The organism is Vibrio sp. SBT000027 (assembly GCF_963894355.1).
Lineage (GTDB): Bacteria > Pseudomonadota > Gammaproteobacteria > Enterobacterales > Vibrionaceae > Vibrio > Vibrio splendidus.
This window is the reverse complement of sequence record NZ_CAWQGD010000004.1, coordinates 2550777-2568352: the sequence shown is the minus strand read 5'-3', so window position 1 is coordinate 2568352 and position 17576 is coordinate 2550777. Positions and strand designations below refer to the sequence as shown.

15 protein-coding genes and 1 other RNA gene are annotated in these 17576 nt (G+C 43.8%); 10 read left to right on the top strand and 6 right to left on the bottom strand.

The window, feature by feature from the left end; genetic code table 11:
* Positions 1-3: 3 nt before the first annotated feature.
* A complete protein-coding gene (locus AACU28_RS21395; RefSeq protein WP_121603566.1) occupies positions 4-942 on the bottom strand; it encodes a hypothetical protein in 939 nt (312 codons plus the stop codon).
* 215 nt (positions 943-1157) lie between these two features.
* Between AACU28_RS21395 and AACU28_RS21390 the strand changes: the two genes are divergently transcribed.
* From AACU28_RS21390 to AACU28_RS21375, 4 genes are all read left to right on the top strand, one after another.
* Complete coding sequence (locus tag AACU28_RS21390; RefSeq protein ID WP_371690344.1) at positions 1158-1991, top strand: YeeE/YedE thiosulfate transporter family protein; 834 nt, start codon at positions 1158-1160, stop codon at positions 1989-1991.
* Positions 1992-2037: 46 nt separating this feature from the next.
* On the top strand, positions 2038-2766 hold the full coding sequence (locus AACU28_RS21385; protein ID WP_121603565.1) for a DUF429 domain-containing protein: 729 nt from the start codon (positions 2038-2040) through the stop codon (positions 2764-2766).
* An 82-nt stretch (positions 2767-2848) separates the two neighbouring features.
* Entirely contained in the window at positions 2849-3658 is an 810-nt protein-coding gene (locus AACU28_RS21380; RefSeq protein ID WP_121603564.1) for a M15 family metallopeptidase, read from the top strand.
* A gap of 305 nt (positions 3659-3963) precedes the next feature.
* Positions 3964-5844: an ATP-dependent zinc protease family protein gene (locus AACU28_RS21375; RefSeq protein WP_121603563.1), complete on the top strand. Its 1881-nt coding sequence runs from the start codon at positions 3964-3966 to the stop codon at positions 5842-5844.
* A gap of 209 nt (positions 5845-6053) precedes the next feature.
* Here AACU28_RS21375 and ssrA read toward each other — a convergent pair.
* Together ssrA and smpB are read right to left on the bottom strand one after the other, a co-directional pair.
* Positions 6054-6420: a transfer-messenger RNA gene (gene ssrA, locus AACU28_RS21370) on the bottom strand.
* Between the two features lie 66 nt (positions 6421-6486).
* Positions 6487-6972, bottom strand: a complete 486-nt coding sequence (smpB, locus tag AACU28_RS21365; RefSeq protein WP_004735156.1) for an SsrA-binding protein SmpB — start codon at positions 6970-6972, stop codon at positions 6487-6489.
* 119 nt (positions 6973-7091) lie between these two features.
* Here smpB and AACU28_RS21360 point away from each other — a divergent pair, with 119 nt between their 5' ends.
* Both AACU28_RS21360 and AACU28_RS21355 read left to right on the top strand, forming a co-directional pair.
* Positions 7092-7520, top strand: coding sequence for an SRPBCC family protein (locus AACU28_RS21360; protein WP_004735157.1), 429 nt, complete (start codon positions 7092-7094; stop codon positions 7518-7520).
* A gap of 3 nt (positions 7521-7523) precedes the next feature.
* On the top strand, positions 7524-7835 hold the full coding sequence (locus AACU28_RS21355; RefSeq protein WP_004735158.1) for an RnfH family protein: 312 nt from the start codon (positions 7524-7526) through the stop codon (positions 7833-7835).
* Between the two features lie 216 nt (positions 7836-8051).
* On the opposite strand, the gene bamE is transcribed toward AACU28_RS21355, so the two are convergent.
* The 3 genes from bamE to nadK form a co-directional block, all read right to left on the bottom strand.
* Positions 8052-8411 (bottom strand): outer membrane protein assembly factor BamE, encoded by a 360-nt coding sequence (gene bamE, locus AACU28_RS21350; protein ID WP_004735159.1) that lies wholly within the window; start codon positions 8409-8411, stop codon positions 8052-8054.
* Positions 8412-8578: 167 nt separating this feature from the next.
* On the bottom strand, positions 8579-10243 hold the full coding sequence (gene recN / locus AACU28_RS21345; RefSeq protein WP_065682545.1) for a DNA repair protein RecN: 1665 nt from the start codon (positions 10241-10243) through the stop codon (positions 8579-8581).
* A gap of 294 nt (positions 10244-10537) precedes the next feature.
* Positions 10538-11422, bottom strand: a complete 885-nt coding sequence (gene nadK / locus AACU28_RS21340) for an NAD(+) kinase (protein WP_004735161.1) — start codon at positions 11420-11422, stop codon at positions 10538-10540.
* A 143-nt stretch (positions 11423-11565) separates the two neighbouring features.
* Here nadK and grpE point away from each other — a divergent pair, with 143 nt between their 5' ends.
* The 4 genes from grpE (at position 11566) to dnaK (ending at position 17412) form a co-directional block, all read left to right on the top strand.
* A complete protein-coding gene (gene grpE / locus AACU28_RS21335) occupies positions 11566-12147 on the top strand; it encodes a nucleotide exchange factor GrpE (protein WP_017059864.1) in 582 nt (193 codons plus the stop codon).
* 392 nt (positions 12148-12539) lie between these two features.
* On the top strand, positions 12540-13814 hold the full coding sequence (locus tag AACU28_RS21330; RefSeq protein ID WP_004735163.1) for a dicarboxylate/amino acid:cation symporter: 1275 nt from the start codon (positions 12540-12542) through the stop codon (positions 13812-13814).
* Between the two features lie 256 nt (positions 13815-14070).
* Complete coding sequence (locus AACU28_RS21325; protein ID WP_121603562.1) at positions 14071-15108, top strand: polysaccharide lyase family 7 protein; 1038 nt, start codon at positions 14071-14073, stop codon at positions 15106-15108.
* Positions 15109-15498: 390 nt separating this feature from the next.
* Entirely contained in the window at positions 15499-17412 is a 1914-nt protein-coding gene (gene dnaK, locus AACU28_RS21320) for a molecular chaperone DnaK (protein WP_004735165.1), read from the top strand.
* Positions 17413-17576: the final 164 nt, after the last annotated feature.

Here is a 17576-nt window from a genome sequence, read left to right as displayed (position 1 = left end):
TGATCACCAATATTGTTTATTTGGGTCCGATTTTTCTACCCATTCAGGATCTTGACGCGACTCTAAATAGAGTTGTAGGCCGTTATAAGACATGAAAGCCGCAGGGCCACCAAGATGCTCGAAATAGTCAAAATAATCATCCTCGATCGCACAAAGGTGAGCTAAATCTTTAACGTTATTCATCATTGCCCATTGAATGGCAAATACAGGCGCTATTGAGCCAGAGATACTCACTTCTTCGACATTCGGGTTGAACAGTGAATTGGCTTGTTCAAGCAGTATCTCTTCTTGTTCAGACTCTTGCTGTAACACCTCTTCGACGATCTCTGAGCGTTTGGTATTAGAGACATTCTTGTTTAGCTTGGCGATTCGTAGTGCGTAGCTAAAACGGTCTGTTGAAACTATGTCGACAAGTTGAGATAGCAGCTCTTTGTCTACGCCCGCAGCCTTAGTGAAATAATCGATACATGAATTGATTGAAGCATAGCGAGTACCGTCGAATTCAAAGCCACTGGTTTCGTCGTAGACCTCTATTAAAATGTCATCAACGGACAAAGGCCAACCTTTATAGTCGATTCGCTGTTTGGCTATTTGATACATCTTCCAAGCACTGCGCCCAAACCCACCGAGCGTCGAGCCAGAGAAATCAGAATCAATAAGCTCTTGCTCCGTCCAGTTCTCACCAATGCCTAGGTGCTTTGCGTACTTATCGATGAGTGCGTGTTTTATCTGATCGCGCACCGCCCAAATTGAGGTTAGATCCTTTGCATACCTAACACCCGCGCACTCCTTACAAGCCGGCAGTGCAATCGGTGAATAGTCTATCTTGGCAATAGCCTGTGCAGTCTTAGGGAATTCAACAACATCATTGGAAGGTTCACCACAAAACCAACAGGTGTGGCGCAGGTTAAATGGGATGTCTATATACGAATATGTGGTCATTAGTCTTTATCGGCTGGGTGTTTGAGGGCGGTTAATTATCAAAACAATTATCCCTGTTCGGGCTTGTGCTTGCACGCTGTTATTGGATGTTCTGACTATATTTAACCAACGGCACTAATAAAATCAATGCAATTCGGAGGCTGTGTATGTTGTTTATTCTCGCTTTGCTCTGCATTTTTCTGGTGGGATACCTCGCCCAAACTACCGGCCTTTGCATGGTTCGGGGCGTAAAAGAGGCGACAAGCGGATCACCAATGTTGATTGTCGCGATTGTGTTTAGTGGCTCATTGGCTTGGGTGTTTATGGCATTAGGATCGGCAGTGGAAGGACGAGCTTTATCTTCTGCGTTTTGGCCGAGTCTGTTTTCTCTGTTTGGTGGTTTTCTGTTTGGTATTGGCGCGGCAATTAATAGTGGTTGCGGCGTCTCTACGGTGAGTCGTTTAGCTCGTGGCGAAGTGGTTATGTTGGCGACCATATTAGGGTGGTTCGTTGCTTGGTTGTTGTTTGCTCCAGCTTTACCGACGGAGTTAAAAGGTTCTCGGTTGGTTTTATCTGATTTTTCCCGATATGCATTCCTTGGGGGCATTTCGTTCATTATTGTGGTGAGTTGCTACTTCATGAATGCGGTAAATCGCAAGTTATGGTTCTCAATGTTGGGGATTGGGTTAATGGCAGGCTTTGTTTTCTTGTATGAGCCACACTGGACGCCAAGTGGATTGTTGAAATCTATGGGGACTTCTCTTTGGCACGGCAAAGCCGAAGATTGGCCAAGCAGTGAGCGCTTTATATTGATGATCTCTCTGTTAGTTGGAATGGTCAGCGCCGCGTTGTTTACTGGGTCTTTTTCTTTGAGGTTGAGTCCGATACGTCGATTGGGTAAACACTTGGTTGCTGGTGTGCTTATGGGCTTTGGAGCCGTAATGGCAGGTGGCGGGAACGATACTCAGCTGTTAGTGGCGATGCCAGTGCTGTCGTTGGCGGGTGTTTTTTCTGTGTTGAGTATCATTGTGGGCATATATACCGGAGTTAAGTTGATTCAAAGCCGATAGTTAGCGACAGTACGTACATAACATGAGCACGTAATTTGAGAACACAATGAAATACATCGGAATTGATGGCTGCAAGGCGGGTTGGATCGCTTGGATTGTCTCTAACAACGAGATCCCTACGTTCAAAGTGGTCAACACGCTCGATGAGTTGGTCGATGAACTTACAGGTTCGACGACGTTAATCGATATGCCGATTGGCTTTAGTGACTCGCTCACTCCAGATAGGTTATGCGATAAAGCAGCAAGGCGCTTTCTAACCAACAAGCGTGGCTCTTCCGTTTTTCCTGTTCCGTGTCGTGAGGCGGTTTACCAAACCGATTACATCGCAGCGTGTGATGCTAATGTGGAGCAGCTCGATAAGAAGTTTTCTAAACAGACTTGGGGAATTGTGCCCAAGATCCGCGAGCTTGATGAGCTCATTGAAACTCATCCCAATCTTACTATCAGGGAGTCACATCCTGAGGTGGTGTTTGCAGCATTGAAAGGCGAACCGCTGGCGTGTTCAAAACGAACGCAAGAGGGCAAAGAGGAACGGCTTTCTATTATTCAGCAACTCGCCCCTCAATGGTGTGACCGCTTGTCGTTGGCCATTTCAAATACCAAGCGTAAAGACGTCGCGATAGACGATATTTACGATGCGTTCGTACTTATGTTGGTTGCCTATTACGCTCCGCAATTATCGACCTTACCTGAGCCTTCTGATGTTGGTGGAGAAGCGGATGTCGACCAGAACGGACGAGTTCGAGAGATTGTTTATTGGAACAAAACGCGCTAACAAAGCGTGCGCTCAACTTGGCTTAATATGCTATTTTCCAACTTCTGCTACTTTTCACTCTTACTATTTTTGAGTCTTTGATATGAAACGTTTTATTGTCGGCTGGCTGGCCACTGTGCTCAGTGCTGCGAGTTATGCTCAAGTTGCTCCTATATCTCAATGGCAATGCGACATGATGAAAAAGAACAATGTCTTGAGTAGTGGTGCGCCTGTTGGTTGTGAGCGACTATCCAAAGTGGATTTCGATTTCATTAATTTCAAAGGGGAAACGCAACAGGGCAATATGATCGTGCTTGATGTGGTTGCACCTGCGGTTGAACAAATCTTTTCAGAACTCAAACAGCGTAATTTTCCTCTTTATTCTGCTCGCCTTATGCGTGAATTCAGAGGTGACGATAACGCCTCAATGGACGCGAACAACAGCAGTGCGTTTAACGCTCGTCCTATTACAGGCGGAGGAGGTTGGTCGAAGCATGCCTATGGTGTGGCGATAGACATCAACCCAGTTCAAAACCCTTTCTTAGAGTTCGATAGCAACGGAAAAATAACGGTAAAGCCTTCACAATCTGCGACAAGCTATGTGAACCGTACTCGCTTTCGTGCGCGTGATGAAATAGAACGCCGCGGCATGGCTGAAGATGTGGTGGAGCTGTTTGCCCATCACGGATTTATGATCTGGGGAGGGGATTGGAATAGCCCCATCGATACTCAGCATTTTGAGGTCGGCTCAAGAAAATTCGTTAACCAACTGCTCTTTAAACCAAAACCTGAAGCCAAGGTGTTATTTGAGCGTTACGTCGAATCTTATCGACAGTGCTATCTCAAAAATAAAGGTGAGGACGCAGAAAAAGCTCGGGCTATCTGTGCAAAGAAAACAGTTGGGACTTTTTAGTGCTATGTTTATCTAGAACCGTTTGTGTTTTAGCAAGTTAAACTCGCTTCAGGTGTGTTTTGAATCGCTAAGGTCAGCGCTTGTCGTTGGCCTTTTTTGTATTCATTTCTCCAATAGAACACCGAGTATTGAAAAGATTATTGGGTATCCATTAGTCAATAATCGATAAGCGAATGCAGCGCAAAGTCATCGGTTTGTCATTGAAAAACTCATAGCGTTAACGTTTTGTGAGAACCATTACTGGTGGGGGAACTCTTTACCGAATCGCCAGTATTATTAGTGAACTGATCACAACGGACCAACTAATGAAAAAGATACCTTTGGCTCTAACTCTTTTAAGCACTCTACTTTTTTCACAATATACTTTGGCTACTGACACTTCACCTACCACTCAAAACCCGACTTACGAACTCGATGGTAAGGCGGTATTAGGCCGTACAGAGAATGTATACCTCTCTAGTGTTCAAGGGCTAAAAGACGTTCCTTTCATTGGTAAAATTGATACCGGTGCAGAAACCACTTCTATGCATGCTGAAGATATTCATGTGAAGAGCACGAATGCCGACTACAAAAACCTCAAAGACAAAGAGTTGATGGCGGCATTAACCGAAGACTTGTTGAATAATTCCGATGTTGATTACGATGATTGGAATGGAAGTACCTTTGCGAAATATGAAGCTGTGGTCTCTTTCAAGGTTCAAAACCCACGTACGGGAGATATGGTATTAATCGAAGCGCCTTTAGAGCGTGTCAGCATGATACGAAGCCGCACCAGCAGCACACCTTTGCTTCGTCCTACCGTAAAAATGTCGCTCACCATTGCAGACCAAGAGCTAAAAACCGATGTTAACCTGACCGACAGAAGCCATTTCTCTGCGCCTGTGCTGATTGGTAAAACCTTCCTTGCGGATAACGCTTTAGTGTTTGCGGGCTATGACTACTTGCAAGAGCAGGAAAACGCGACCGTTGTTGGCCGAAAAGAGGTGGTGTCTATCTCTGGAATGGCGATGAACGCGACCTTCTCATTAAAAAATCGCTACAGCATCCTTCATGCAAAAGACATCGATGTAGATAAGAAGAACAGTGAAGTGACGTTTGATATGTTCGACAACGATGGCAAGCAGAAAGAGATGACACTGCCATTAGTTCGTATGTTAAGCGTGAGTGGTAAGAAAAGACCTTTGGTGTATGTGCCGGTTCAACTCGATGAAAACACAACTAAAGACGTTCTGGTGTACCTACGTGAGCGCTCGAGTAGTGAGTCGCAGTTGAGATTTGGTACCAGTACCGCCAGTGAACTTTTCATGATTGATACCAATGCAGAAAATATTCTTTCTGAAGGTTCAGAAAGTTTTAGTGACGTCGCTAAAAAGAGTGAACCTTTGGTTATTTCTCCAGAAGAGGACATCACCCTTGATGACTTCCCACTCAAGGCCGTTGCCTCTTTCACTGTCAACACGCCTCTGTTGAAGGTCGACAGTTTTGAAATGACAGGTAAAGGCAAAGATGCCTCCGTTGAATTTTACCTTACAGATGTAAATGGTGAGAAGCAGAAGGTGACCAAGCCAATTATTAAGAAGCTTAAAGTCGGTGATGATACTCGTCCGGTTGTAAGTGGTGAGTTTGCGGTGTCAGGAAAAGTGCGTACGCAAGAGTTTGCCATCGATGTGCTCAATACAAATGAGAAAGAAGCGTACTTTATTTTAGGCAAGAAGATGGCAAAAGACGGTGTGTATGTGAACACTCGATCTGACTACCTTTTGAAAGCTGAGCCGCTGTTTAAAGTAGGGCACATCGAAGTTGTTGAAGTGAACGGTATGAAGTTCCCGGCCAAGCTCGACACTGGTGCGGATGTGAGCTCAATGAATGCAGTCAACATCAAACGATTTAAGAAAGACGGCCAAGACATGGTGAGTTTTACCTATCAAAACAACCAAGGCGATAAGCAAGATTTCACCAAGCCAGTGATTGATGTAATGCGCATTAAAGCCAAGAAAGGCGAGAAGGTGAACATTCGCCCTGTAGTAGAAATGAAGGTTAAGCTCGGAGACTTAGAGAAAGAGGTGAGGGTAAACCTTCAAGATCGCTCTCGCTTTGAATACAGCATGATCCTAGGTAAGAACTTCTTGAAGCACGGCGCGGTAGTGAGTAGCGATGAAGATTACTTGTTGGGTGATATGGATTAACACCTAAACTTATCTAAGTTCGTAAGAGAACAGTTCTAAACGGCCACACATTTCAGCAAAGGGATGTGTGGTTTTTTATTGAGTGTCTGGTTTTATTGTCGGCGTGCTAATAGTAACTCATTGTTATAAATGTAAATTGTCATATTGTGGCAAGTAAAATAAAGATAAAAAAAGGGCCAACTCTTTCGAGTTGGCCCTTTCCAAACGTTTGGTGGAGCTGGCGGGAGTTGAACCCGCGTCCAAAAATCATTCATCATTGGTACTACATGCTTAGTCGATCTTTAATTTCACCAGCAACCTGCGAACCGACACGCTAGTTAAAGGCTAACCTGAATTGTTATTCGCGCTTTTCCTCTCAGGTGGGAGAATCCGCGCTAGCTAGTTTGGGTTTGATCTCTTATTGGTCCCCGTCTTACGAGCGGAAGCTAGGGTAAGAGAGCTCTGAGCAGGTTATTAAGCTGCTAGTGCGTAGTTTTCGTCGTTTGCGACTATTTTTTTGCGGCTTTTAACGTGGCCAACCGCCCCACGGCATGCACCTCAGACTTCAAAATTCCTGTCGAATCCTAAATCAGCCCCAAGTGTTATTTGCATAGTACCAGAAAAGCATTGCCTGTCTAGCACTGTGCGTTTAAGTGCTTAAAATTAACGCAAATTACTCTTCATAATTCGTGCTTTATCTCTCGCCCAATCTTTTTCTTTCATATCAGTACGTTTATCGTGCAGCTTTTTACCTTTCGCTACGCCAACTTTAATCTTCGCCCAAGAGCGAGACCAGTAAAGTGCGGTTGCGACAAGTGTCATGCCTTCACGGTTAATACGACCGATAAGGTTGTCGAGCTCTTTTCTCGACATAAGTAGTTTACGGATACGTGTTGGGTTCGCCACGATATGAGTACTCGCCTGAGTGAGCGGAGTGATCGTCATACCACTGATGAATGCTTCGCCGTCTCGGATGTAGACGTAGCTTTCTGCGATATTGGTTTTGCCTTCACGTAGGGATTTTACTTCCCAGCCTTGTAGCTCAAGCCCCGCTTCTATCTCATCATCGATGAAATATTCGTGGCGAGCTTTCTTATTAAGCGCAATGGTATTACTACCGGCTTTTGATTTTGATTTATTCTTTGCCATAATGGCCTCATTATACGGATTGCACCCTAGTTGGGGAATCCTTTTTATTTGCGCTCTGGCCCAATACAATTAAAATTGCAGTTTGTGTTAATGTAACGCTGTCTTTAACAGGAGTCTATATGCCAAAGGTTACTCGTTCAGCATTAGTGTCGTTTAGTGCCGACCAGATGTTCAGCTTGGTCAATGATGTTGCTCGTTATCACGAGTTTTTGCCAGGGTGTTCTGGTTCACGTGTGATCGAATCTTCAGATTCAACTATGGTGGCTTCGGTTGATGTCTCTAAAGCTGGTATCAGCAAAACATTTACCACATCGAACCGCTTAGCGGATGGTGCTGAGATCTTGATGGAGCTGGTGGACGGCCCGTTCAAAAAATTGCAGGGCGGTTGGTATTTTACTCCGCTCGATGAGCAAGCGTGTAAGGTTGAGCTTAAGTTGGAGTTTGAATTTTCTAGCCGAATGATTGAAATGGCATTTGGTAAGGTTTTCAATGAGCTGACGAGCAATATGGTCAGTGCTTTTACTCAACGCGCGAAACAGGTTTATTAAGCCATGACTATTGAATCGGATATGATCCACGTAGAGGTTGTGTTTGCGCTTCCGCACGAACAGCGTGTGTTTACCTTGGTGGTGAACAAAAACGCGACTGTGGAAGAGATTATTGCGCAGTCTGGTGTTTTGGAACTGTATCCAGAAATCGACTTAGCGAAAAATAAGGTTGGCGTGTTCAGCCGTAACGTTAAGCTAGATGCGACGGTTCGTGATAAAGACCGTATCGAAATCTACCGTGCACTGTTAGCCGATCCAAAAGAGATTCGCCGTAAGCGTGCTGAGCAAGCGAAAGCAGCAGCTGCTAAATCGTAATGCTAAACAAATTCGACTAAGAAGAGAGCTCGCTATATTGGCGAGCTTTTTTGTGCCTGTTGGTTAGACAACGCACTTAATTTGTTAGCGGATATTAAAAAGCCTGCTCGTGTTAGCAGGCTTTTGCGATTCTTGCTTTGTCGACCGATAGCTTTGTCGACTGATAGCTTTATCGGCTAAGAGCTTTGTTGACTGGAAAGCTTTGTTGGTTGAAAGCTAGCGAAGGCTTTCGAAGAACTCATCACTGGCTTCAAAATCACCGTTGATCGTTACTAGAGTGCCTGTGGCATCAAAGTTAACGACTAGGTTTTTCTGAATAGGGTCTTCATGGCCTTTTTGGTGGTGGTAAATGTAATACCACGTATCTGGGTAGCCGTTTTCGATAAGCATTGGTGAGCCCATAACGTAACGAACTTGTGTTTTTGTCATGCCAAACTTGAGCTGATCGACAGCTTCTTGTTCAACATAGTTACCCTGATTGATGTCAATTCGATAAACCAACTTCTCTAGTAGAGAGCAACCGGTCAACATTGTTAGTGCAAGTGGAACTGCAACTAACCACTTTTTAATTCGCATAGTTTGAGATCTTTCTTCGCTAAAATACTGCCTGATAATAAACAAGCTCCAGCAAGAAGTAAAAAGCTCCTTGCGCTTTGAGCTTGTTATGACTGGCAATTTTGAATTAAGTTGCAAAATTGCCAAGAATTTTCGGTAAATTATCAGAAAGTTGCCGAATATGTAACCTAAGCTGCGATTAATAACTCTTTTGCATTGGCAAGTGTCGATTCGGTAATTTGGCTGCCACCAAGCAGTCGAGCAAGCTCTGAAACGCGTTGTTGTTCATCAAGCGTGTGCATTTGAGTCTCGGTTTTACCTGATTTCGTGTTCTTCGCAACAAACAGCTGTTGGTGACCGCAACCGGCAACTTGAGGTAAGTGAGTTACACACATCACCTGCGTAGATTCGCCCAGCTTACGTAGCATTTTTCCGACAACCGCAGCCGTTGGTCCACTGATACCCACATCTACTTCATCGAAAATAAGGCTTGGTGTATCCACTTTTTGCGCTGTTATCACCTGAATCGCCAGTGAGATTCGTGATAACTCACCACCAGAAGCTACTTTGGCAATTGGCTGCATTGGTTGGCCTGGGTTGGTCGAAACAATGAAGGTCACGTTATCCATACCCAATGGGGAAGGGTGCGTGTTGGTGTTGTTCACTTCAATGGCAAACTGCGCTTTTTCCATGCTCAGTTCGTGCATGCTTTGCGTGATCAGTTTGTTGAGCTCTTTTGCATAACGAGTTCGAGATTTATGAAGCTTCTCTGATTTGGCAACGAACGATTGGTATTGGTTTTCTACCTCGTTTGCTAGGTCTTCGAGTTTTTCATCGGAGCAATCAAGCGCTTCAACCTGTTGTAATAAGTCTTGATGGTGCTTGTAAAGCTCTTCTGGTAATACGTGGTGCTTACGAGACATCGACATCACTTTAGAGAAACGCTCTTCAACGTAAGCCATACGACCTGGATCGACATCAATGCTGTCTAGGTAGGTTCTTAATTCGTTATTGGTCTCTTCAATCTGAATAATGGCTTCAGACAGTAAGCTCGGTAATTCAGCCAATCTTTCATCAAGCTCAGCTAACTGAATCAGGGAGTTATTGGCCGATTGCAGAATACCAAGCGCATTAACTTCTTCGCCTTCATAAATAAGCTCGATAGCTTGCTGACAGGTTGTGGCCAATTCTCCGCTATTGGAGAGGCGCTTATGCTCTTGTTCGAGGTCTTCATATTCTTCCTCCCCAATAGACAGCTCATTTAACTCTTTGATTTGGTATTCAAGAAGTTGTTTTTGAGCTTGATTTTGCTGGCTATTTTCACGTAACTCTTTCAAGTGGTTATCGGCTTGTCGCCAGGCTTGGTAAGCATTACGTGTCGATTTCAACAGGTTCAAGTGGCCTGCGTATTGATCAAGCATGGCCATTTGGTAATCGCTCTTCATCAATTGATGGTGCGCGTGTTGACCGTGAATGTTGATCAACAGCTGCCCAAGCGATTTCAATTGTGAAAGAGGGACAGGACTGCCGTTAATGAATGCGCGAGAGCGACCTTCTTTTGAGATGGTTCTGCGCAAGATGCATTCACTGCCATCAAGCAATTCGTTGTCTTCTAACCAGCGGGTAGCGTGTAGATTGTTCTCAAGTAAAAAAGCAGCACTGACTTCGGTTTTTTCTTCACCTTGTCGAACCATTCCCGCATCTGATCTTCCTCCAAGACATAAGCCTAAAGCATCGATAGCGATAGATTTACCCGCACCAGTTTCACCGGTGATTGTTGTCATGCCTTTAGAAAGTTCTAGCTGTAAAGACTTAACAATAGCGAAATTATTAACACTTAGATGAGCCAGCATTTTTATTTACCTGTATAACTGAACAATACTGTATATAAGCTCAGTATATACTGTTTCTTTATACAGTAAAGTCGACAGGTGAAAATTTTTTGTGACCGAACTCAGAATTGAGTGCGTCCGTAGATCACTGATACCGCTATAGATTCCCAACTCAGTCGTTCCTCCTTCTCGGGACTGACGGTATAAGGAATTGAAGAGAAGCGTGAGCCGACGGGCTTTTTACTGGCAATAAAAAAGGCTGACGAATGTCGTCAGCCTTTCAAATTTTCGGTTACCACTGGAGCGTTTATTCTTTTAGAACAGCTTACTCGACCAGCCTAGTTTGTTACGTAGAACATGGTAGTAATTGTAGTCTTTAGGGTGGATTAGCTTGAGCACATTTGGGCTTTGGTAAATATGGATCTCGTCGCCAGGAGAAACCGGTAACGAGATTTGACCATCGCAGCTGACTTCTTGAGTGCCGCGGTTATCAGGCGATACGATCAACTTGATACGACGTTTTCCATCCACCACCAGTGGGCGGCTTGAAAGGGTGTGCGGGAACATTGGCACTAGTGAGATAGCATTTAGGCTTGATGACAGGATAGGGCCGCCGCCAGAAAGCGAATAAGCAGTAGAACCTGTCGGTGTTGAGACGATTAAGCCATCAGAGCGCTGTGAGAAGGCGAAGCTGTCATCAATATACACTTCGAACTCGATCATGTGCGCGACTTGGCCGGGGTGCAGTACAGCCTCATTAAGGGCTGCATTGTGGCTTTTTATCTGGCCGTGACGATGAATTTCAGTTTCAAGTAAGAAGCGCTCTTCTTCCATGAACTCTCCCTTAAGCACATCAGTCAGCGCGCTCTGGAAGTTTTCAGGGTTGAGATCGGTTAGGAAACCAAGATTACCTCGGTTAACACCTATCACTGAAATGTCGAAACGTGACAAGATTCTAGCGGCACCGAGCATATTTCCATCACCACCCACAACAATTGCGAGATCGGCACGTTTACCCAATTCAATCAGGCTAGAAAAATGTTCTTGTGGGATATCGTCCAAAATGCTGGAGAGCCTATCATCAACAAACACTTGATAACCCTCAGTACTTAACCACTGATAGAGCTCTCTATGAGTCTGAATTGCTTGTTGATCTCGAGGTTTACCAATAATTGCGATGACTTCAAATGGCTTTTTCATAACGTTTCCAAACGAATTAGGCTTGAATCAAAATTCTTCATCCCCATAATAAAGGCAAGTTGAACGTCTATGCGAGTGTTTTATATCAATTTGAGGCGCAAACACGCCTGTCACTGGCATTGAAAACGAATTCTGGAGATATCATGAGCAACGAAGAAAACAAAGTAACCGAAGAAGAGCTAGATCAGATCATTGCTGAAGCTGAGAAAGTTGAAGAAGCTGAACTGAATGAAGACGCGGCTGATGAGCAGGAATCAAAAATTGCTCAATTAGAAGCCGCACTGCTTTCTAGTGAGTCTAAAGTGAAAGAGCAGCAAGATTCTGTTCTTCGCGCAAAGGCTGAAGTTGAGAATATGCGTCGTCGTACTGAGCAAGAAGTGGATAAAGCACGTAAATACGCGCTAAACAAATTCGCTGAAGGCCTACTACCTGTTATCGATAACCTAGAGCGTGCAGTACAAGCTGCAGATGCTGAGAACGAAGCGGTTAAGCCGATTCTTGAAGGTGTTGAGCTAACTCACAAAACGTTCGTAGATACAGTGGCTAAATTTGGTCTTACAGAGATCAACCCTGAAGGTGAAGCATTCAACCCTGAATTCCACCAAGCCATGTCGATTCAAGAAAGCCCAGACCACGAGTCAAACACTGTGATGTTTGTTATGCAGAAAGGCTACGAGCTTAACGGCCGTGTTATTCGCCCTGCAATGGTAATGGTTGCTAAGTAATTGAGTGGCCGTTTGCCAAGCAGTTGATTATTGCAATTGTGAAGTAACAAAATAGCGGCGACAAAACAATTCACTGGTTAACGTGAAATGAAAAGAGAGGCATATGCCTCTCTTTTTTTATGCCTGTAACTTGAGAGTCCACGTGAATAGTCACCAAAATCGCATTAAGAATGTCGTTCTTTTTATTTTATCCAGAACAGTGATTTAGAGTTTTATATTATGAAACTGGTTGTTAATGAAGAAATGTTTTGATGTCACACTTGTAATGTTTTTGTAAATAAATGCTTTTAATTGTTACCTTTGTATGTAAAATCCACTGCAATATAGCGATTTGGGTCGCATATATAACTATAAAAGTACAATTTTTAAACACAACAAACTGGAGAAGAACGATGGATAAATCGCTCTCAAGTAAGATTTTTGTAGGCTTGTTTGCCGGCCTTATTATTGGTACTGCTATTCAGTACCTATTCAGCGGCATTGCTATTTTTGATACGTACCTACTCGGCGCTGCTGAAGGTGCTGGTGGTATGTTCGTATCACTTATCAAGTTGCTTGTAGTACCTCTTGTATACGTATCTATTGTTTGCGGTATCGTTGAGCTAAAAGATATTCGTTCATTCGGTCGTCTTGGTGGTAAAACCTTTGGTCTTTACATTATTAACACCATCATCGCGATTTCAGCTGCTCTAACGATTGGTCTTATTTTCCAACCGGGTGCTGGTGCGAATCTAGCGGGTACAGTTTCTGAGACAATTGCGCTTACAACAACTGAAACGCCAGATATCTTCTCTCTTGTTGTTAATATCGTTCCTAGCAACCCTGTAGAAGCATTTGCAAGTGGCGACATGCTGCAAATCATCTTTATGGCTATTCTGACTGGTCTTGCTATCCAAGCTCTTGATTCTCGTGGTGGCCCAGCTATCAAGACATTCAAGATGGCTAACGAAATCATGATGAAGCTTATCGGCCTAGTAATGAGCCTTGCGCCATACGGTGTATTTGCTCTGATGATTCAATTAGGTGCAACACTTGATGCAAACACGCTAATGTCAGTTGCTGGCTATGTCGCGCTTGTTGTAGCGATGCTTGTGTTCTGGATCTTCTTCTTCTACCCAATGATGGTTGGTTCATTCACTGGTATTTCTCCAAAGCAGTTCCTACGTGCAACTCGTGAGCAAATCCTTTTCTCACTATCGACTGCAAGTTCGAACGCGACGATTCCAGTAACAATGCGTACTCTGACGGACAAACTAAACGTATCTAAGTCAGTGGCAGGTTTCGGTGTACCACTAGGTGCAACAATGAACATGTCTGGTGTATCTATCTACATCGCACTAGCAACTATGTTCGTAGCAAACGCGTTCGGTCAGCCAATCAACACTGCTGATATCTTTACTCTAGGTCTAACTATCTTGCTACTGTCTATCGGTGCTGGTGGTGTTCCTGGTGGTGGTGTGGTTATGGTCGGTGTTCTATTGCACCAACTAGGTTTACCACCAGAAGGTCTAGCGATTGTTGCTGCTGTTGACCGTATCTGTGACATGTTCTGTACTTCTTCTAACGTTGTTGGTGATACTGCGGTTAACACTATCGTAGCGAAATCTGAAAACGAAATCGGCGTTGAAGCTAACGAAGAAGCTGAGCTAAAGAAAGCAGAAGCATAATTCTTAATTAAGATTCGATAATTAGAAGCCCCGCTCAATGAGAGCGGGGCTTTTTTGTTTCTGATGATAAGTGCTTTGGGCTATCTGATAACTTGGCTAAAAAGATCTTTGATTGGTGTTAAGTCTCATTTTTTCTTTTTACTCGTGCCGAATTGGCCATCAGTTTTCAATATTTAATATAGATCACATATAATAATACAATATTATTATATTGTTCTGGCAACCTACATTATGACGACATAAAGGAAACCCAATAATGAAGCTGTCTTACCTTGGCCTACTGACTGCCAGCCTTTTAGCCGCTCCCGCTCTTGCTTCTAATCACGATATTGGTCAACAGTTCAATCTTGACCCTGCAAAAGCACCAGCACAAAACTTCGATTTATCTAAATGGAAAATTAACTTACCGGAGCTGACGACTGAAGGGTCTAGAAAAGGTAAAACGCTGGAGATTGGTAAAAAGGAACTGTCGAATGTAGACACGCCTTACGTTCATCCTAAATGGTTCTACACGGATGCCGAGTCTGGTGCGATGGTGTTTGTGGCTCCGAATACAGCTCCAACGACGCCAAACAGTAAAAACACGCGTAGTGAGCTAAGAGCGATGCTAGCGGATAGCTACTCTGCGCCGAGCAACAACTTCGCGATTTCAAGCCATAAGAACGCGGAAGAGTTTGGCTCTATCGGTGGGCAGATGACGGCAACACTTTCTGTTGATCAGGTGAGCACCAGCGGTAACTATAAGAAAACCGGTGCATTCTCTGTGGTTATTGGTCAAATCCATGGGTCGGATAATGAACCTCTGAAAATTGTTTACCGCAAATTGCCAGAGCATGAGCATGGTTCGTTAACGTGGAACTATGAATTAAATCCGCCGACAGAGATGAAAAATGCGAAGGATGAAAATGGTAAGAAGCTTCGTAAAGACATTCGCCATGATGTATTTGGCCAATACAATCTGAAAAAAGGCAGCTCGGATCCTACTGATGGTATCAAGCTAGGTGAAGTGTTCTCATATGATGTGAATATCAAAGATAACATCATGCACTTAACCTTTACTAAAAATCCAAACTCAGCCGAACCTGTTGTGAAGACCTATGATGTTGACTTGGCAAAGGGTAAATATCAGGGACACGATATCGATCTTGGTTACGGTCAAGACTGGATGTACTTCAAAGCGGGTGCGTATAACCAGTGTAATACTAAGAAGTCGAGTTCTGCCTGTGAGTGGCGTGGTATGGAAGCGGGTGACTACACCCAAGCAAGCTTCTACCAGTTAGTTCTTAATCAATAATATTGCCGAATCAAAAATAGTGCAGAATCAATAACGGTTCGACTCGCTGTTAGTTGAAAAAAGACCTTCCATATGAAGGTCTTTTTTTATGCGAGATAGAATAGGGAGACATTTTATTTATGAAGATGAACGCGTGAATATGTCAACTTTCGAGCCTTAAGCAGTAAGGGGTAAGCCACTTTTTACCTTTAAGTAGAAAGATAGGGGAAAAAACAGATTTTTTTTACCTATTTCCCTTGAAAATTAGTTTGCAGCCCTTATCTATGGTGCATACGAAAGCAAAATACATTTGCATTTAAATTTTGTGTATTAGGGTTGAATCCCTGATTACTACCCCCCACATAGTGGGTATAGCAAAAAACTAAATAGAATTTATTCGGAGAAAGCCTGATGGGTCGAATCATTGGTATTGATTTAGGTACTACTAACTCTTGTGTTGCTGTTCTTGACGGTGACAAACCACGCGTATTAGAAAATGCTGAAGGCGAACGCACAACAGCATCGGTAATCGCATACACTGAAGGCGAGACGCTAGTTGGTCAACCTGCGAAACGTCAAGCAGTTACTAACCCTCAAAACACGCTATACGCGATTAAGCGTCTAATCGGTCGTCGTTTTGAAGATGAAGAAGTTCAACGCGATATCGAAATCATGCCTTTTAACATTGTTAAAGCTGATAACGGTGATGCATGGGTTGAAGCGCAAGGCCAAAAAATGGCTGCTCCTCAAGTATCTGCTGAAGTTCTTAAGAAAATGAAGAAAACAGCTGAAGACTTCCTAGGCGAAGAAGTAACTGGCGCAGTTGTAACTGTTCCTGCTTACTTCAACGATGCTCAACGTCAAGCAACGAAAGATGCTGGCCGTATCGCTGGTCTAGATGTTAAACGTATCATCAACGAACCTACTGCTGCTGCTCTGGCTTACGGCTTAGACAAGCAAGGTGGTGATCGCACTATCGCTGTATACGACCTTGGTGGTGGTACATTCGATATCTCTATCATCGAAATCGATGAAGTAGAAGGCGAGAAGACTTTCGAAGTTCTTTCAACTAACGGTGATACTCACCTTGGTGGTGAAGATTTCGATAACCGCATGATCAACTACCTAGTAGATGAGTTCAAGAAAGAGCAAGGTATCAACCTTAAATCTGATCCACTAGCAATGCAGCGTGTTAAAGAAGCAGCAGAAAAAGCGAAAATCGAGCTTTCTTCTACTACTCAAACTGACGTAAACCTACCTTACGTTACTGCTGATGCGACTGGTCCTAAGCACATGAACATCAAAGTGACTCGTGCGAAGCTTGAGTCTCTAGTTGAAGACCTAGTTCAACGTTCTCTTGAGCCACTAAAAGTTGCTCTAGCAGATGCTGACCTATCTGTAGGCGAAATCACTGACGTTATCCTAGTTGGTGGTCAGACTCGTATGCCTATGGTTCAAGCTAAAGTAACTGAATTCTTCGGTAAAGAGCCACGTAAAGACGTGAACCCTGACGAAGCTGTTGCAATGGGTGCTGCTGTTCAAGGTGGTGTACTAGCTGGTGAAGTTAAAGACGTTCTTCTTCTAGACGTTACTCCTCTATCTTTCGGTATCGAAACGATGGGTGGCGTAATGACTAAGCTTATCGAGAAAAACACAACTATCCCTACTAAAGCGGATCAAGTGTTCTCTACAGCTGAAGACAACCAAAGCGCAGTAACTATCCATGTTCTTCAAGGTGAGCGTAAGCAAGCGACTTACAACAAGTCTCTTGGTCAGTTCAACCTAGAAGGTATCCAACCAGCACCACGTGGCATGCCACAAGTTGAAGTAACATTCGACCTAGATGCTGATGGTATCCTGAACGTATCTGCTAAAGATAAAGCGACGGGTAAAGAGCAGAAGATCACTATCCAAGCATCAGGCGGTTTGTCTGAGGAAGAGATCGAAGCAATGGTTCAAGAAGCAGAAGCTAACAAAGAAGCTGACAAGAAGTTCGAAGAGCTAGTAACTGCACGTAACCAAGCTGACCAAATGATTCACGGCACTAAGAAGCAAGTAGAAGAAGCTGGTGAAGCTCTACCTGCAGACGAGAAAGCTAAAATCGAAGCAGCTATCGAAGCTCTAGAATCAGTTAAGTCTGGTGACGACAAAGAAGCTATCGACGCTAAAGTTCAAGAACTTATGCAAGCAGCTCAAAAGCTAATGGAAATTGCTCAACAGAAAGCTCAAGCTGAACAAGCTGGTGCTGACGCTGGTGAACAACCTAAGCAAGATGACGACGTTGTTGATGCTGAGTTTGAAGAAGTTAAAGAAGACAAAAAATAATTTCGTCGCAGAGTAGCCTGATTTCGTTATCGGAAGTGCTCACCTACTAACGTAGGCTCCGCGCTTCCACTTAGGACTCAAGCTATCTGCTTAGAAATTTGTCTCAAAGACTTATTATTGCGGGCGTCAGAGGTAACTCTCACGCCCGTAAATTTGTATTTAGA

Excerpts from the sequence above, each read along its gene's own strand:
- nadK (WP_004735161.1), bottom strand. The coding sequence starts at position 11,422 with ATGAAAAAGCCATTTGAAGTCATCGCAATTATTGGTAAACCTCGAGAT.
- AACU28_RS21395 (WP_121603566.1), bottom strand. The coding sequence starts at position 942 with ATGACCACATATTCGTATATAGACATCCCATTTAACCTGCGCCACACC.
- AACU28_RS21325 (WP_121603562.1), top strand. The coding sequence starts at position 14,071 with ATGAAGCTGTCTTACCTTGGCCTACTGACTGCCAGCCTTTTAGCCGCT.
- AACU28_RS21380 (WP_121603564.1), top strand. The coding sequence starts at position 2,849 with ATGAAACGTTTTATTGTCGGCTGGCTGGCCACTGTGCTCAGTGCTGCG.
- AACU28_RS21330 (WP_004735163.1), top strand. The coding sequence starts at position 12,540 with ATGGATAAATCGCTCTCAAGTAAGATTTTTGTAGGCTTGTTTGCCGGC.
- AACU28_RS21355 (WP_004735158.1), top strand. The coding sequence starts at position 7,524 with ATGACTATTGAATCGGATATGATCCACGTAGAGGTTGTGTTTGCGCTT.
- AACU28_RS21390 (WP_371690344.1), top strand. The coding sequence starts at position 1,158 with ATGGTTCGGGGCGTAAAAGAGGCGACAAGCGGATCACCAATGTTGATT.
- bamE (WP_004735159.1), bottom strand. The coding sequence starts at position 8,411 with ATGCGAATTAAAAAGTGGTTAGTTGCAGTTCCACTTGCACTAACAATG.
- AACU28_RS21375 (WP_121603563.1), top strand. The coding sequence starts at position 3,964 with ATGAAAAAGATACCTTTGGCTCTAACTCTTTTAAGCACTCTACTTTTT.
- smpB (WP_004735156.1), bottom strand. The coding sequence starts at position 6,972 with ATGGCAAAGAATAAATCAAAATCAAAAGCCGGTAGTAATACCATTGCG.
- AACU28_RS21360 (WP_004735157.1), top strand. The coding sequence starts at position 7,092 with ATGCCAAAGGTTACTCGTTCAGCATTAGTGTCGTTTAGTGCCGACCAG.
- dnaK (WP_004735165.1), top strand. The coding sequence starts at position 15,499 with ATGGGTCGAATCATTGGTATTGATTTAGGTACTACTAACTCTTGTGTT.
- AACU28_RS21385 (WP_121603565.1), top strand. The coding sequence starts at position 2,038 with ATGAAATACATCGGAATTGATGGCTGCAAGGCGGGTTGGATCGCTTGG.
- recN (WP_065682545.1), bottom strand. The coding sequence starts at position 10,243 with ATGCTGGCTCATCTAAGTGTTAATAATTTCGCTATTGTTAAGTCTTTA.
- grpE (WP_017059864.1), top strand. The coding sequence starts at position 11,566 with ATGAGCAACGAAGAAAACAAAGTAACCGAAGAAGAGCTAGATCAGATC.